13 protein-coding genes are annotated in these 14,271 nt (G+C 53.4%); 6 read left to right on the plus strand and 7 right to left on the minus strand.

Annotated elements, in window-relative coordinates:
* The 3 genes from VB016_05230 to hisD all read right to left on the minus strand — a co-directional run.
* Nucleotides 1-1,528: Ppx/GppA phosphatase family protein (locus tag VB016_05230; GenBank protein MEA4977931.1), on the minus strand; the 1,528-nt coding region annotated here is incomplete at its 3' end.
* The gene (gene ppk1 / locus VB016_05235) at nucleotides 1,521-3,590 is read right to left on the minus strand and encodes a polyphosphate kinase 1 (protein MEA4977932.1); all 2,070 of its coding nucleotides are present in this window, start codon (nucleotides 3,588-3,590) and stop codon (nucleotides 1,521-1,523) included. The genes VB016_05230 and ppk1, both read right to left, overlap by 8 nt.
* A gap of 4 nt (nucleotides 3,591-3,594) precedes the next feature.
* Nucleotides 3,595-4,851 carry a histidinol dehydrogenase gene (gene hisD / locus VB016_05240; GenBank protein MEA4977933.1) on the minus strand — a complete coding sequence of 419 codons (1,257 nt, stop codon included), beginning with the start codon at nucleotides 4,849-4,851 and terminating at the stop codon, nucleotides 3,595-3,597.
* Between the two features lie 576 nt (nucleotides 4,852-5,427).
* Here hisD and VB016_05245 point away from each other — a divergent pair.
* A complete protein-coding gene (locus VB016_05245) occupies nucleotides 5,428-6,777 on the plus strand; it encodes an NAD-binding protein (protein MEA4977934.1) in 1,350 nt (449 codons plus the stop codon).
* 3 nt (nucleotides 6,778-6,780) lie between these two features.
* On the plus strand, nucleotides 6,781-8,355 hold the full coding sequence (locus VB016_05250; GenBank protein ID MEA4977935.1) for a TrkH family potassium uptake protein: 1,575 nt from the start codon (nucleotides 6,781-6,783) through the stop codon (nucleotides 8,353-8,355).
* On the opposite strand, the gene VB016_05255 is transcribed toward VB016_05250, so the two are convergent.
* Nucleotides 8,356-9,198 (minus strand): hypothetical protein, encoded by an 843-nt coding sequence (locus tag VB016_05255; protein ID MEA4977936.1) that lies wholly within the window; start codon nucleotides 9,196-9,198, stop codon nucleotides 8,356-8,358.
* An 88-nt stretch (nucleotides 9,199-9,286) separates the two neighbouring features.
* Between VB016_05255 and VB016_05260 the strand changes: the two genes are divergently transcribed.
* On the plus strand, nucleotides 9,287-10,360 hold the full coding sequence (locus tag VB016_05260) for an ATP-binding protein (GenBank protein MEA4977937.1): 1,074 nt from the start codon (nucleotides 9,287-9,289) through the stop codon (nucleotides 10,358-10,360).
* The gene (locus VB016_05265; GenBank protein MEA4977938.1) at nucleotides 10,323-11,189 is read left to right on the plus strand and encodes a DUF4435 domain-containing protein; all 867 of its coding nucleotides are present in this window, start codon (nucleotides 10,323-10,325) and stop codon (nucleotides 11,187-11,189) included. Before VB016_05260 ends, VB016_05265 begins: the two co-directional genes overlap by 38 nt.
* Here the strand turns inward: VB016_05265 and VB016_05270 are convergent.
* Both VB016_05270 and xseA read right to left on the minus strand, forming a co-directional pair.
* Nucleotides 11,169-11,402 (minus strand): exodeoxyribonuclease VII small subunit, encoded by a 234-nt coding sequence (locus VB016_05270; protein MEA4977939.1) that lies wholly within the window; start codon nucleotides 11,400-11,402, stop codon nucleotides 11,169-11,171. The two genes, VB016_05265 and VB016_05270, sit on opposite strands and share 21 nt — an antisense overlap.
* Nucleotides 11,395-12,729, minus strand: a complete 1,335-nt coding sequence (gene xseA, locus VB016_05275) for an exodeoxyribonuclease VII large subunit (GenBank protein ID MEA4977940.1) — start codon at nucleotides 12,727-12,729, stop codon at nucleotides 11,395-11,397. Before xseA ends, VB016_05270 begins: the two co-directional genes overlap by 8 nt.
* Before the next feature lie 92 nt (nucleotides 12,730-12,821).
* On the opposite strand from xseA, the gene VB016_05280 reads away from it, so the two are divergent.
* Together VB016_05280 and VB016_05285 are read left to right on the plus strand one after the other, a co-directional pair.
* Nucleotides 12,822-13,256, plus strand: coding sequence for a PaaI family thioesterase (locus VB016_05280; GenBank protein ID MEA4977941.1), 435 nt, complete (start codon nucleotides 12,822-12,824; stop codon nucleotides 13,254-13,256).
* Complete coding sequence (locus VB016_05285; protein MEA4977942.1) at nucleotides 13,253-13,702, plus strand: hypothetical protein; 450 nt, start codon at nucleotides 13,253-13,255, stop codon at nucleotides 13,700-13,702. Before VB016_05280 ends, VB016_05285 begins: the two co-directional genes overlap by 4 nt.
* Here the strand turns inward: VB016_05285 and VB016_05290 are convergent.
* Nucleotides 13,699-14,253: a hypothetical protein gene (locus VB016_05290; GenBank protein MEA4977943.1), complete on the minus strand. Its 555-nt coding sequence runs from the start codon at nucleotides 14,251-14,253 to the stop codon at nucleotides 13,699-13,701. The two genes, VB016_05285 and VB016_05290, sit on opposite strands and share 4 nt — an antisense overlap.
* Between the last annotated feature and the right edge of the window lie 18 nt (nucleotides 14,254-14,271).

Below are 14,271 nucleotides of genomic sequence, written 5' to 3' on the forward strand. Positions count from 1 at the left end.
TTACGTCTCCCCATCCGGAGGCGCAGATCCTCAGCTCGCGTCCGAAAACATCCATGAACGGCTCGGAGAGCTCTTCGAGCTTCCAAACCTCCATGCTCAGATCCTCCTTGGACTTCAGATCGATCAGCACATTGCCGCCGACCGCGAGCACGCGCATGCTGTCGACTGGAGAGGACCTGTGCCTGTCCAGAACATCGGCCATACGCAGCATCAATGCGCAATAGCGGATGTTCTTCACCTGCTGCTTGGGCATCCCCTTCAGAAGCTTGTAGCCTGCGCCCGGGAAGCGTTTGTGGTGGAACTTGGCCATGAGCGCCATATCCTCCAGTTCGGTCGACGAGAAACCGGGCATGTTCGAGTTAGAAATTATGGTATAGGAGTGATTGTTGTGCTTATTATAGCTGATGAACTCGCCGATATCGTGCAGAATCGCCGCATATCCGAGCAGTTCCCTGACTTCTCCGTTCATGGAGTGCAGGCCCATGTCCTTCATGTTGTCGAAGAGCTGCATCGTGAGCATGTTGACCTGTGAGGCGTGCTTCTCGTTGAACCCGCAACGCCTTGCAAGGGTCATCACGGAGGATCGCCTCAGATTGAACTCCTTCCTGCCCTTTCCCAGAAGGTAGTCGAACTGCATCCCCTCTCTCAGCCCGCGTTCGCTTATGAATATCTTGTCGATCTCGAAAAGATACATCAGCCCCTCGGCGATCGCTCCGCCGCCGATGATTATATCCGACCTTCCCGGGTTCATCCTGGGGACGTTGCGGCGCTGGACCTCGTCCATCGCGCACAGTTCTGCCATAAGCTCCGAAAGTTCTTTGCGCGTCATGTACGAGTAGTCGCCGTCTCTGCGGGCGGCGCACATCTCGGCCAGGTTTATCATGGTCCCCGACGACCCCACCGCCCGGTCGAATCCTATCTCCCGGAGCCTGTTGGCCGTGTTGATGGCAACTTTGTCCACCGCACGGAGTATCTTATCGTAGTCGGCTTTGGAGACGACGCCGCTTTGATCTATCCCCAGCCCATACGAGAAACGGACCGAGCCTGCCATGAGGCTGTCCAAGAACAACATTTCGCTGCCTTTGGAAAGATTGATCTCGGTGCTTCCTCCGCCGAGGTCTATATCCACGCACCTGTCCGGAGGCCCGTAAGGCCCGAAGACCCCGAGCCCTACGAGCCTGGCCTCCTCGATGCCCGAAATTATCCTCAGGTCCACGCCCGATTCCGAAGCCGCTTCCAGCAGTTCGTTCCTGTTGTACGCCTCGCGGGCGGCGCATGTCGCGAACGCGAATATCTCCTCCGCGCCCATGTCCTTGGCTATCTTGACGAACCGCCCTATCACCAGTTTCGTCCTTTCGATCGTGTCCTGGTCTATGTAGCCTTCCGCGAACAGGTTCTGGCCGAGCCTGACGGACTCCTTGTCGTCGAATATCGGGGTGCCCACCGAGTCGGTGAAGAACTGGGTCACCAGCACGTGTATGGAATTTGTCCCCACGTCTATGAAGCCGACGGTCCTGCTGTCAACCATGCCAGCACCCTCTGTGGTCTATCAGCCACTTCTGCGACCTGATCAACGGGTCCTTTTTCTTCCTGACCACCGGCACATACGTACCGTCGGCGGTAAGCTCTCTCGCCTTGACGTTGTCGGAAAGATGGACATGCAGGATGTTGTCCCTTACGGATATCAGCATATCCTTGTCGAGGACCGGGAACAATGTCTCGACCCTTGCCAAAAGATTCCTCGGCATTATGTCCGAAGAGCCCATGTACATCTCGGGGTCCCCTCCGTTCTCGAAATAGTATATTCTTGCGTGCTCCAGGAACCTGTCGATCACCCTTACGACCCGTATGTTCTCCGAAACGCCCGGTATTCCGGGGCGCAGGCAGCATAGGCCGCGTATGTTGAGCTCGATCTTCACGCCCGCTATCGATGCGCTGTAGAGGCTGGCTATGATGTCCGCATCGATCAGGCCGTTGGCCTTCAGCACGATGTACCCGCTGCCGGTCTCCTCCTTGCGCTTGATCTCGCGGCTTATCTTATCTATAAGCGAAGATTTGAGGTTCAGAGGCGACACCAGCAGATGTTTGTATTCCTTCGGGCCGAAATAGCCCGTCAGCGAATTGAACAATTCTCCGACGTCCTCTCCGATGTCCTCATTGACCGTCAGGAACGATATGTCGGCATACTGCTTGGCCGTGCTTACATTGTAGTTGCCGGAGCTCATGTGGGTATATCTTACGAGATGCCCCCCCTCCAGGCGCACCACCTGAAGAAGCTTCGAATGGACCTTCAGTTCTATCGGGCCGAAGACCACATGTATCCCCAGCTGTTCCATGCTTTTTGCAAGCTGGATATTGTTGGTCTCGTCGAACTTGGCCCTGATCTCCATAAGGACGGAGACGGTCTTGCCCCTCTCTCTCGCATCCCTCAGCGCCTGGATTATCGACGGGTCCTTGCCTATCCTGTACAGGCACACCTTGATGCTCTGCACTGCCGGGTCATGGGCGGCCTCCTGAAGGAACCTGACTATGATCCCGAAAGATTCGTACGGATGGTAAAGCACCCAGTCCCTCTTGGCGACCGCATCGAATATCGACGACCCCTCGGCAAGCTCCGGAGGGCAGTGCGGCTTGAACTCCTTCTCCTTCAAACTTGGAATGTTGAGATCGTACAGTTCCCATAGGCTGTTCAGCATCAGTGGGGAATTGGAGCTGTGTATCTGCTGCGCGTTCAGATTCAGGTTCTTGCCGAAAAGATCGACCATGTCCTGAGGCATGCTCGACTCGGTCACCATCCTTACAGGGAAACCGGTGCCTCTGCCTTCGATGGATTCCTCGACCGCCGACATGAGGTCGCATGCCTCGTCGATGGTGACCTTCGTGTCGGCGTTCCTGGTCACCCTGAACGCGTAGACGCCGTTTATCTCGAAACCGGGGAACAGCTTGTGCACGTTGTGACGCACGATGTCCTCCAGCAGAATATAGTCGAAGCCTGATGATTCGGACGGAATGCGCACAAAGCGATTGAACGGTCCCAGGGGGACCTTGATCCTCGCATACATGCCCTGGCCCTTGGGCCCTTCCATCTTGACCGCTAAGCTCAGCGAGTTGTTGGAAATGAACGGGAAGGGATGTGAAACGTCAAGTGCCAGAGGTGTGAGGAGCGGATGAATGCGGTCGTTGTAGAACAAATCGACGGCCTCCGTCTGCTCGTCCGAAAGATCGTCGATGGACAGGATCCTTATACCTGTTCTTGAGAGTTCGGACCTCAGTTCGTGCCAACAGGCATTGTATCCGTTCAACAGCTCCGCCACCTTGGAATTGATCTTTGACAGCAGGCGGGCGGTATCGTGCTCTATGTCGGGCGCGTCCAGTATCGGTGCGCCTGCAACTATGCCGTTGATTATCCCCGGGACACGGATCATGAAGAACTCGTCCAGGTTCCCATAGCAGATGGCCAGGAACTTCAGGCGCTCGAGCAGCGGGACGTCCTTGTCGTTCGCCTCGTCCAGGCAGCTCCTGTTGAACTCGAGCCACGAAAGCTCCCTGTTGATATACAGATTCGGATCGTAAAGATCTATATGGTCCATCATCTCACTCCACATCGTCGAAGCGGACCTTCACTGAATCGCAGTGCGCGTGCAGTCCTTCCGATGTGGATAGCATTTCGATCGTCGGCGCAAGCGACTCCAGCCCTTCACGGGTCAGCATCTGCACGGTGGATGTCTTGCGGAAGTGTGCCACGTTCAGGCCGGACGCGGTGGAGGAGTTTCCCGCCGTAGGCAGGACGTGGTTGGTCCCTGAAGCGTAGTCTCCGGCAGCCACAGGCGTATATGGGCCGACGAATATCGAGCCTGCATTCCTGACCTTGGAAAGAACGGCCATGGGATCGGATGTCTGTATCGAAAGATGCTCGGGGGCGATCCTGTTCATTATGTCGATGGCCGAACCCATATCTCCGGCGACGATGTAACCTGAGTTCTCGAGCGCCTTGAGTATTATATTCTTTCTGGGCTGGCCCTCCATCATGCGCTCCATCGCTTCCCAGACGATGTCCGGCATGTCCGGATCGTCCGTTATGAGCAGACTGGCGGACGATGGGTCGTGCTCGGCCTGTGCTATTAGGTCTGCCGCGATATAGTCGCATACTGCGCTGGAATCCGCCAGCACCCCGATCTCGCTGGGCCCTGCGGGGAAATCTATCTCGACCTCGTTGCGGAGCATCATCTTCGCTGCGGTCACGTACACGTTTCCCGGACCGACGATTTTCTGGACCTTGGGTACGCTCTCGGTGCCCATGGCCATTGCCGCCACGGCCTGAGCTCCCCCTATCTTGTATATCTCGTCGGCTCCGGCGATGTCCATGGCGACAAGAGTCGCAGGGTTGACGGGCGCAGGGGTGCAGCATATTATCTCGCCGACACCTGCGACCCTGGCCGGAATTATGCACATCAGCGCGGTGCTGGGATATGATGCGCGGCCTCCTGGAACGTAGCATCCGATCCTTTCGAGGGGGGTGCTCTTCACTCCCAATGTTATTCCCGGCTCGACCTCTCTCAGCCACATGTCCGGAGGGACCTGCATCTCATGGAAGCGCTCGATGTTGTATGCAGCGTTCTCCAGTTCTTCGACGAGTTCCTGATCGATCGAATCGTATGCATCCTCGATCTCTTCGCGTGTTACCTCCAGCCGTTTGAGGTCCTGTTTGTCGAATTTCTTGGTAAGCTCGAACAGCGCTACATCTCCGCCTGTGCGAACTTCATCGATGATGCTGCTAACCGCATCCGTGACATCTCCGACCTTCGACGCGCGGTTCTCCTTCCAGAAATCCTCGCTTACGTGCTTCCACATGGCGCCCGAATCATAGTCCCGTGATTTATATTGAACGATGTGGTTTCTGCTGAATTGCGGCGCTGCACGTCTTTTTTTACTGTGCGGTCCGTTCAAAACTTTTGGCATATGGTGAACGGCCCTTCATCCGAAACGGCATATCGGACGTGCTTTTATCGATCTATAGGATTAACGGACCCTTGATACTGCAAAAGTGCGTCGATCGAATTGACTTGATCGCATCTTTCAACATCCACAGAACGAAATGGAATCGGTCGCCCCAGAGTCAGGGGGCGCTACGGATGCGGCAGAGCCCTGAAATGAGGTTGCGAGGGCAAGATAAGACTTCGAAACCTTGGGCTTTTACCTAGGATCTTGACCAAAGCCGTTGTCGGGTGGCGGAAGATTTTCAACGAGGCTGCATCTCGATAGACACGTTAACGAAAGCAATCGGACCGGCGGCTCTGCGACCCTGGGCAAATACGAAAAGCATTTTTACCCTAACTGGGATTGAAGACGTGCAGGACTTGAGTTCCAGCTAAGACTTTGAAGCACAATCGATATAATGGGACCATATATCTCAGTACAGGAGCTCAGATGAACATTATCATTATCGGCGCGGGAAATGTCGGATTCACCTCCGCAGAGACCCTATCGACCGTCCACAATGTTATGATGATCGAAAAGGACGCTCTGAGGGCCGACACCGTCAAGAACATGCTGAATGTTTCGGTGCTCCACGAGGACGGCACCAATCCTAAGATCCTAGAGCTGGCAATAGAGAAGCACGATGCGGACATTATAGTCTCGACGCTTCCGTCGGACGGCCTGAACCTGTTCGTTTGCATCGTATCGAAGAAATGCAGGCCGGCGCTGCGCACGGTAGCCACGATCAAGAACCCCGATTATATGATAACGACGACGAGCGAGGGGGACGTTGGCGTCGATATGATCATCTCCCCCGAGATCATCAGCTCGAACAAGATATTCAAACTGGCCACGCTGGAGAACGTCGTGGATTACGAAACGATCAAATCCCTGGGACTGGCTATTGCAACTTTCAGAGTAAGCGGTTCCCAAAGCATCGTAGGGAATGTCATACTTAATCTGGACATCCCGGACGAGTGCAACATAGTTTGCATATATCGTGGCGACGACGTGATCATCGATGTTGAAACAGCCGAAATCCGTCCCGAAGACCGCATAACCGTCATCGGCAGCGAGAGGGGCATGGAGGCCTTCAATGCGATGATAGGTATCGAAGAGGAGGCCCTGGAATTCGTCATACTCGGTGCGGGCGTCGTGGGAATGAACGTAGCCAAAGCCTTGAGCAAAATGAACAAGAAAGTATACGTTAAAATCATAGAAGAGAACACAGACCTCTGCAGGGAGGCCGCCCGCACTCTTACGGACGCCATTGTCGTCAACTCGGATTCGCTCGATCCGCATATACTGAAAACGGAGAATGTGGGAAGGGCCGACGTTCTGATCAGCGTGACCGATGCGGATGAAAAAAATCTGCTTGCGTGCATGGCATCCCTCAAGTTCGGTACCAGGAAAGTCATATCGAGATACCTTACGAGGGAATACAAGGACATATTCCGCTTTACCGGGATAGAGACCATTATCGGATATCATCTGATCATCGCCAACGAGATAACAAAAGGTCTCATTTCGGACGAGGACTCGATCCTCAAGATGAAACACGAAAGCGAGTATTTCTTCAGTGTGAAAATAGACGCGAAATCGCCTCTGTTCAACCATTTCTTCGGAGATCTGGACATTCCCGAGGGAGTCCGTTTTGCCGCGGTGTTGCGAAACGGGAGGATATTATATCCCAAATACGACACTAATTTCAAGGAAAACGACAGAGTGCTCATCTATGCATACATGTCCAAAATGTCGGCTGTGAAAAAGCTGCTGGGAAAGAACATGCCGGGGCTGTGATAATTGTCGCTTATCGAAGGAGAGGTGAAAATAAGCAAAGGTGCCCGCTGGAGGAACACCGTACTGCATACTCTCGGGCTCATAATGCTCCTTATGGGGATTTCGCTTATCGCCCCGTTCGCTACCGCCGTCTATTTTGGGGAAGACTACGAGATATTCCTGACGCCCCTTTTCATAATGGTCCTTGTCGGCCTTGTGATGCTCATAATGTTCAAGGAGGAAGATGACGGCCTTCAGGCAACTTCCGGAATAATGATGATCGGGGGTGCGTTTTTGATAATGCTGCTGGTCGGCGCCACTCCGTTCATTCTTTACGGGATGCCGCTTATCGACTCGCTTTTCGAATCGATGAGCGGGATTACAACCACCGGATATACGATGGTCAGGGATTTCGAGACCTTCCCTCAGAGCCTTTTCCTGTGGAGGTCGATGACCCAGTGGATGGGAGGCGTATCGGTAATCCTGATATTCCTTTATATGTTGCCAATAATGGGAATTGGCGGAAAAGGATTCTTCATCAACGAGATGTCCGGCTCGGGCACAAAGAACTTTTCCGTAAGGCTGAAGGACTCTGCCAAGAGCTTCCTTTTGATCTATGTGCTGCTGACGGTCGTCCAGGCCATACTTCTTAATTTATTCGGGGTGAGCGTGATAGATTCCGTATGCATGACGCTCTCCACAGTATCGACCGGGGGATTCATGAACAGCGCCAACAGCATAGCGGATTACAACTACATGGTCAAGATGATAGATGTAGCGTTCATGCTTCTGGGCGGTACGAACTTCTACATCCACTTCAAGGGATTGTACAAGGGGCGCCTGAAACCGTATTTCAAGAACACGGAGTTCAGATGGACCATCTATTGGTATGTGGGAGTGAGCATTCTCATAACCATGCTTCTAACACAGGCCAGCAGGAACATCGAACTCGGTCATCTGGCTGAAACGATGGCAGATTCGCTGTTCACCGTTGTTTCCATGGGAACCTCCACCGGGTTCGCCGTGGTGGACTTCACCGACCCTGCCATATGGCCGGTGCCGCTTTGCTCCATACTTTTGCTGATCGTGGCTTTCGCGGGGGGCATGAGCGGATCTACCGCAGGAGGTGTCAAGATGTACCGTTTTGTCATAATCGGCAAGTACATCAAGAACAGCATCTACAAGACCCTTCACCCTATGGCCGTATACGATGTGAAATTGGACGGCAGCAGCGTGGAGGAGTCTTCGGTCATAAATGCCTTTATAACGCTGGCACTGTTCGCTTTGACCATAGTGATCGCATCCGTGATTTTCATGCTGATGGGCATTCTGCCCATCGATTCGGTCGGGCTCGCCGTAACCTCCGTGTGCAACACCGGAGCTTCGATAGGAGAATACGGACCGTTCGATACCCTTTATTCGCTGGACCCTATAGTTAAAACAATCATGATCTTGATCATGTTCCTCGGACGTCTTGAAATAGCCACCGCACTGCTGTTCTTCATGCCCGGCTTCTGGAAGGAGGTCGTCAGGAACAGAGGCAGAAGGGCCCGCACGATCAGCGAATTCAGCATACGGGACCGCATATACAGGCGCTGATCACTGTTTTCCGCCACATTCTTTCAATATCCTCACGGCCGCCGGATTCCCCGGTTCCTTCTCGTTCATAGCTCCGGCGACAATGCTTGCCTCGCGGAGCTTGCCTTTATCCATAAGGCTGAGCGCCAACATCTCCATCGCACCGATGTGGGAAGGATCGGAACGTAAAGCTTTGGATGCGAATGCACCTGCGGACTGGCTCTTTCCATCTGCATGCATGACGTAAGCTGCTATTGCATTAGCGTCGGAAGAGTTTTTATCGTTCTTGAGCAGAACACGCGCAAACTTGACAGCTTCCTTCTCCATCCCTGCGAATATCAGGGCGGTGCAGCGTGAACGCTTGACATCATAGCTTTCGGGAAAATCATTCAACAGGGATTCCGTGAGTTCCAGTGCCTTTCGGGATTCGCCCGAGGACGATAGCCCGTCAGCCATGAGTACCCTGTCCGAGATGAACGGCCGCGAGATCTTTTCTACGACAGATACAGATTCTCCGTAACGGCCCAACATATTCAGCACCAGTGCGTACTCTCTCATGACGGCGTCTTCCTCCCCCAGGTCAGCGAGTATCCCGGCCGCCAGGTCCGCTCTTCCGAGGCCCCTCATTGCCTGCGCCACCTGGAACAGCGTCACGGTTCTCTCGGGAAGGTTTTCGCTCAATTCTTCAAGAACGTTCTCGGATGATGTATTTCTCCCGATTATCATGAGCGTCGATGCGCACTGTATTCGAACGAACGGGTCGCCGGAAGAAGATGCCAGGGACAGCAGCATCGCCTCTGCGGCATCGATATTGCCGGCGGAGATTGCTTTTTTGACCTCGAAGAATGTTTTTTCGACTTCCATCGTGGCACAGAGTTGTTCAAATGAAATAAAGATAGTCCCTTGGGACAACGACGGGTACTTAAAATATCCTTACAGACATGCGGACATAATGAAGATCAGAACGATAACGGTTTACGGGCTCTTCGACGAATGCGACTGCAGCGTCAGTCTCAACCCTGGGCCTGTGACCTTTATCTATTCGACGAATGGGTTCGGCAAATCGACCGTCATGAGATCGGTCGTCGCCCTGCTCAGAGGGGAGTTCGACGTACTTTCACGCATGCCCTTCGAGAGGATGGATGTTAATTTCTCCGGCGATACGACGCTTATCGTCGAAAACCGCAACGAAATTAACGTCCTCATACAAAAGAACGAACTCGAACAGACGATAGAAGAAGCAGAGCTGCACAGATTGTTCCGGGTATCGTACATCCCGCCGGAGAGACAGTCGGTCAGGAGGAAGGACGGGCATGTTGTTCCCGCCATTTCGGTGTATGCGGCCGAGATAAAGGACCGCATCAGATATGCAAAAGAGAACGGCAACCTTTTGTTACCTACGGATTCTCAACGCCTCAATCTGTCGGACGGAGACTTCGTGCTCCTCTTTAAAGACCTCAAAGCCAAGTTGGATTTCATGAAAGGGGCCGGACTCGAGCCCGAGATGCCTTCCGGCCTTCGCTTCCCGCCCGAGCGCCACGACCTGACATCCAGAAAGAGGCAGGATTATCAGAATCTGGCCTTCGGTCTTAGCGAATATATCAGAAGATTCTACCGGCTCGCAGAATCCATAGTCGTATTCAAGGATATCATCAACGGTCTTTTGATCGGAAAGAACATCGAGATAAACGAAAAAGACAACCTGACCGTAAGGCTCAACAGCGGTAAGGAACTGCCTTTGATCTCGTTGTCCTCGGGAGAGAAGCAGATCATGGTGATAATATACCGCCTGCTTTTTCAGACGGAAAACAGTTCCCTGGTGGCCCTCGACGAGCCCGAGAACTCCTTGCATGTGGAATGGCAGCAGAAGCTCGGGAACATACTCGTTGATCTGGCGAAGCTTAGGGACCTTCAGTTCATCATAGCAACCCACTCGCCTCAGATAATCCATGACAAATGGGATATGGCAAGGGAGCTGAAAGCTAACAATGCGGGATACACTGACGCCGGCAGACATTGCGAATGAGATATCGATGCTGATGTCTTCCGTCGAGGATACCGTCCTCGTTGTCGAGGGGGTAACAGACAGCAGGCTCTACGGCAAGTTCAGCGATAAGGATCATGTGAAGATAGTCGTCGGTCATTCCAAAGACAACGTACGGAAGTCCGTCGACGAGTGTTGGAGCAGACGCGGCCTGATAGCGATTGTCGGCATAGTCGATTCCGACCTCGACAGGATCGTGGGCAAAAAACGGTCTCCTCCTATTTTTCAGACCGACCGGCGCGACCTGGAGATGATGATGATCGGCAGCCCGGCCCTCGACGACATATTGTGCGAATATGCCGATGCGTTCGCCCTAGAGGACTTCGAAAGTAAATACGGCCCGATTTTCGACGCCGTAGTGTCGGCGTGCTATCCTGTGGGCCTTTTGATGTACATCTCGGACAGGCTCAAGCTGAGCCTATCTTTCAGGAACCTCGACTTCGAGAGATTCATAGACCGCAGGACGCTCCAGGTCGACATCAAACAACTTGTGAACGAGGTCATCAGCTCGACCATGAACGTCTGTATCGGCAAGAACGAGCTTCTTCGCCATGTAACGGAAGAGATGACGGAAGATCGTGACCCGATAGATTTTGCCAGGGGACACGACGCGGTAGAGGTCCTTCTCATCGGCCTGAAATATATTTTCGGCTCGTTCAACAGCAAGAACCTGCGCGAAGGCGAGCTTTCCGGATCTCTGAGGCTGGCATTCAGCGACGTTTACTTCCACGGCACAGACCTGTACTCCGATACAAGCGACTGGGCGAAGAAGCAGTGTTTCAAACTGTGGTCACTCAATCTTAAGGTCTGACCTCTTGACGCCTTCGGATGTTTCCGTTATCTTCTGCACTCTGCGTTCGCTTTCCTCGAGTATCTTCTTGCAACGGTCCCTGAGCACGGTCGCACGTTCGTAGACCTCCAAACTTTTGTCAAGATCGAGTGTGCCGCTTTCCAGTTCCTTAACCAACGCTTCGAGTGCGGTGATGCATTCCTCGAAGTTCATTTTTCCAATATCTTCATTCATCGTACTTCACCTTCCTGACCTCCGCATCGGCCCCTCCGTCGCGGAACGCGATGGATATCATCGATCCCTGCGAAAGAGACTTGGCTGACGTTAAAGTATGACCGTCCTTGTCCGTCACATAGCTGTATCCCCTTTCCAGGACACTGCGCGGGTTAAGGGCGGACGACCTCTGATCTATCGCATCGAGCTTCGACGCGGCATCCTTGATGCGACGGTCGATGGCCAGCGTCATCCTTCCCGAGACGAACGCAAGGCGTTCGCACAGCGATGAGACTCTGCTCGAAGCGGCGGCCGGCGATATCTTGGACTCCACCGAGTTGAAGCGGGACCTCATGCCCTGTACAGAGGACCTTAGGGCTGCATCGGCCCTGTCCGAGAGCTGTCCCACGCGGATCTCCAGCATTGAGAGTTTCTCGTATTGGCGCGATATCTCCAATTTTGACGCTGCCATATCGACACGCGAGCGCATTTTAACCGCTACGTGGTCAAGCGCCCTGCCCACGCGTATTCCGAACCCGTCCACCTGTTTGATGACCTCTCGCTTGTCGCGGAGCGCCATCTCTGCGGCCCCGGTCGGCGTCGGAGCCCTCACATCGGCAACGAAATCGGCTATCGTAAAATCAGATTCGTGACCGACTGCGGAAATGATCGGAGCTTTAGAAGAAGCGATCGCCCTAGCGACCTTCTCCTCGTTAAAGGCCCAGAGGTCCTCGATGGACCCGCCTCCTCTTCCCACGATGATGACGTCCACTTTTTCTCGGTTGAGGGCCTCGATCCCCCTTACGATGGATTCGGCTGCGCCTTCTCCCTGGACCTGGGCGGGCGCAAGCAAGATGTCTGCGGGAAAAAGCCTCCCGGACGTTGTAACTATATCATGGATCACCGCTCCGCTCTCCGATGTGACGACGCCTATTGTCCTGGGATATACTGGAAGCTTCCTTTTTCTGGAAACATCGAAGAGACCCTCGCTCTCCAGCTTCTTCCTGAGCTTCTCGTACTCTAGGAATAAGTCGCCTATTCCCGCACGGTTCATCGTCTCCACGATGAACTGGTAGCTGCCTTTGGCGACATACAGGTCGACGTGTCCGAAGGCCATGATCTTCGTATTGTCCTGGGGTTCGAAATCTATCCTCCCCCTGGACCCTTTGAACATGACGGAACGTATTTCGCTGCCTTCGTCCTTGAGCGTGAAATAATAATGGCCGCTGGAGTATAGCTTGAGGTTCGATATCTCGCCAATGACCCAGACATCCTTAACGGCGGGTGATTCCGACAAAATGGAACGCACCCTTGTATTAAGCTGTGTGACGGTCAGCCTGTCTGCCATGCAACCCCCATTGTTCGAACCGCTTTAATGTGTTGGGTCCGACCGTTCATTTTTTGAGTTTCCGTTAAATACGGTACTGCACATATTTCGCCATGGACCGTGAAAAACTGCTTTCCATAACCGAAGATAGTTGCAGATATGACATAGATAGGATAGAATCTATGTCCAAGGCTCCATTCGCGATGGAGTTGGGCATCACCCTGATCTATGTGTCAAAAAAGAAGGCTGTCGCGCAGATGCAGGTCGATGGCCGGAAACTCAACAGCCTCGGGTTCCTCCATGGTGCCGCGACCTTCGGATTGATAGACCATACTTTCGCAGTTGCATGCAGCATCGGCTGCGATTCGATATGCCAATGCGGCAGCGTCCACTATTACAGGCCCGTCAGAGAAGGGGTCCTGACGGCCGAGGCCGTCCTTGTTAACGAGTCCCGTTCGATAGCCGACTACGAGGTCAAAGTGTACGGCGACGGAAAGCTGATCGCCTCCGCCGTGTGTACGGGCTTCAAATTGGGGGCAAATAGATGACCGATAGAAAATGTCCGGAATGCGGGGAGATAGTTCCGTCCCTGAGCGTGACGTGCCCCAAATGTTACAGTTCGGTCCCTAGGACCGATGATGTGCCAGATAAAAAAGAAACTTCGTCATCGAAGGACAATGACCGAAAGGCGGGCGACAAAAGCATATTGATAGCAACACTGCTTGCCGCAATACCCGGCATATTCGGCCTTCAGGGCCTGGGAAGGATATATTTGGACTACCGGAGCGAAAAAGGATGGTTCTTCCTCGTCTTCGGAGCTGTGCTGTTCGCCCTCATTTACCTGTGCATAAATTGGTGGGATGTGGCCGGTTCCTTCACGAGAGTACTGTTGCTCCTGGCATTGGCGATCCTTGTCATGCTCTACATATCTTCATATCTGGCACAGTTAGCGGACGCCCACTTTGGATCTGTCTTCAAAATGTTCCGGTTTTAATAAAGACCATGGGAGCGAAGCACGACGATCATCTGCGAGGTCATCTGTGCCAGATCCAGAGCTCTTCTTCCATCCCCTATACCTGCGGGGTCGCCGGGACAAATTACCGAATAAGCATATCTTATTCGTTCGTTAAGCGTTTTTCCGGGTTCAGACATTGCGTTCCTGGGTATCCTGCGCGAAACAGAAGGCATCACCGACACCTCGTGTGTAAGGTCCCAAGGTTCGTAGAGCAGATATTTACCGAACACCTCGCCGATATCGAAACATGCAACGTCATTGCCGTTGAAGATCTTTTTTACATACGTTGCGACATCCATGACCGGAGAACCGAGATAAAGCTCCCGGACATCCATGCCTGAGGTTGCAGAAAGCCAGTCCAGCGAGGACTTTCCGATGTCCATCGGATCCAATAGGACAACATCGTGGTAGACGGTATCGAAATCCTTGTATCCGGGATCGACACGGCAGATCCCTATCTCGGCCACCACGTTCTCCGGATATCCTTTCTCGCCGTCTCCGTTGATTTCTACAACGTATAACTCCGACACGCAACCCGCATTGCTACG

Source organism: Methanomassiliicoccaceae archaeon, from assembly GCA_034928305.1.
Lineage (GTDB): Archaea > Thermoplasmatota > Thermoplasmata > Methanomassiliicoccales > Methanomethylophilaceae > VadinCA11.

Excerpts from the sequence above, each read along its gene's own strand:
- xseA (MEA4977940.1), bottom strand. The coding sequence starts at position 12,729 with ATGGCAGACAGGCTGACCGTCACACAGCTTAATACAAGGGTGCGTTCC.
- VB016_05270 (MEA4977939.1), bottom strand. The coding sequence starts at position 11,402 with ATGAATGAAGATATTGGAAAAATGAACTTCGAGGAATGCATCACCGCA.
- ppk1 (MEA4977932.1), bottom strand. The coding sequence starts at position 3,590 with ATGGACCATATAGATCTTTACGATCCGAATCTGTATATCAACAGGGAG.
- VB016_05285 (MEA4977942.1), top strand. The coding sequence starts at position 13,253 with ATGACCGATAGAAAATGTCCGGAATGCGGGGAGATAGTTCCGTCCCTG.
- VB016_05260 (MEA4977937.1), top strand. The coding sequence starts at position 9,287 with ATGAAGATCAGAACGATAACGGTTTACGGGCTCTTCGACGAATGCGAC.
- VB016_05245 (MEA4977934.1), top strand. The coding sequence starts at position 5,428 with ATGAACATTATCATTATCGGCGCGGGAAATGTCGGATTCACCTCCGCA.
- VB016_05255 (MEA4977936.1), bottom strand. The coding sequence starts at position 9,198 with ATGGAAGTCGAAAAAACATTCTTCGAGGTCAAAAAAGCAATCTCCGCC.
- VB016_05280 (MEA4977941.1), top strand. The coding sequence starts at position 12,822 with ATGGACCGTGAAAAACTGCTTTCCATAACCGAAGATAGTTGCAGATAT.
- VB016_05265 (MEA4977938.1), top strand. The coding sequence starts at position 10,323 with ATGCGGGATACACTGACGCCGGCAGACATTGCGAATGAGATATCGATG.
- hisD (MEA4977933.1), bottom strand. The coding sequence starts at position 4,851 with ATGTGGAAGCACGTAAGCGAGGATTTCTGGAAGGAGAACCGCGCGTCG.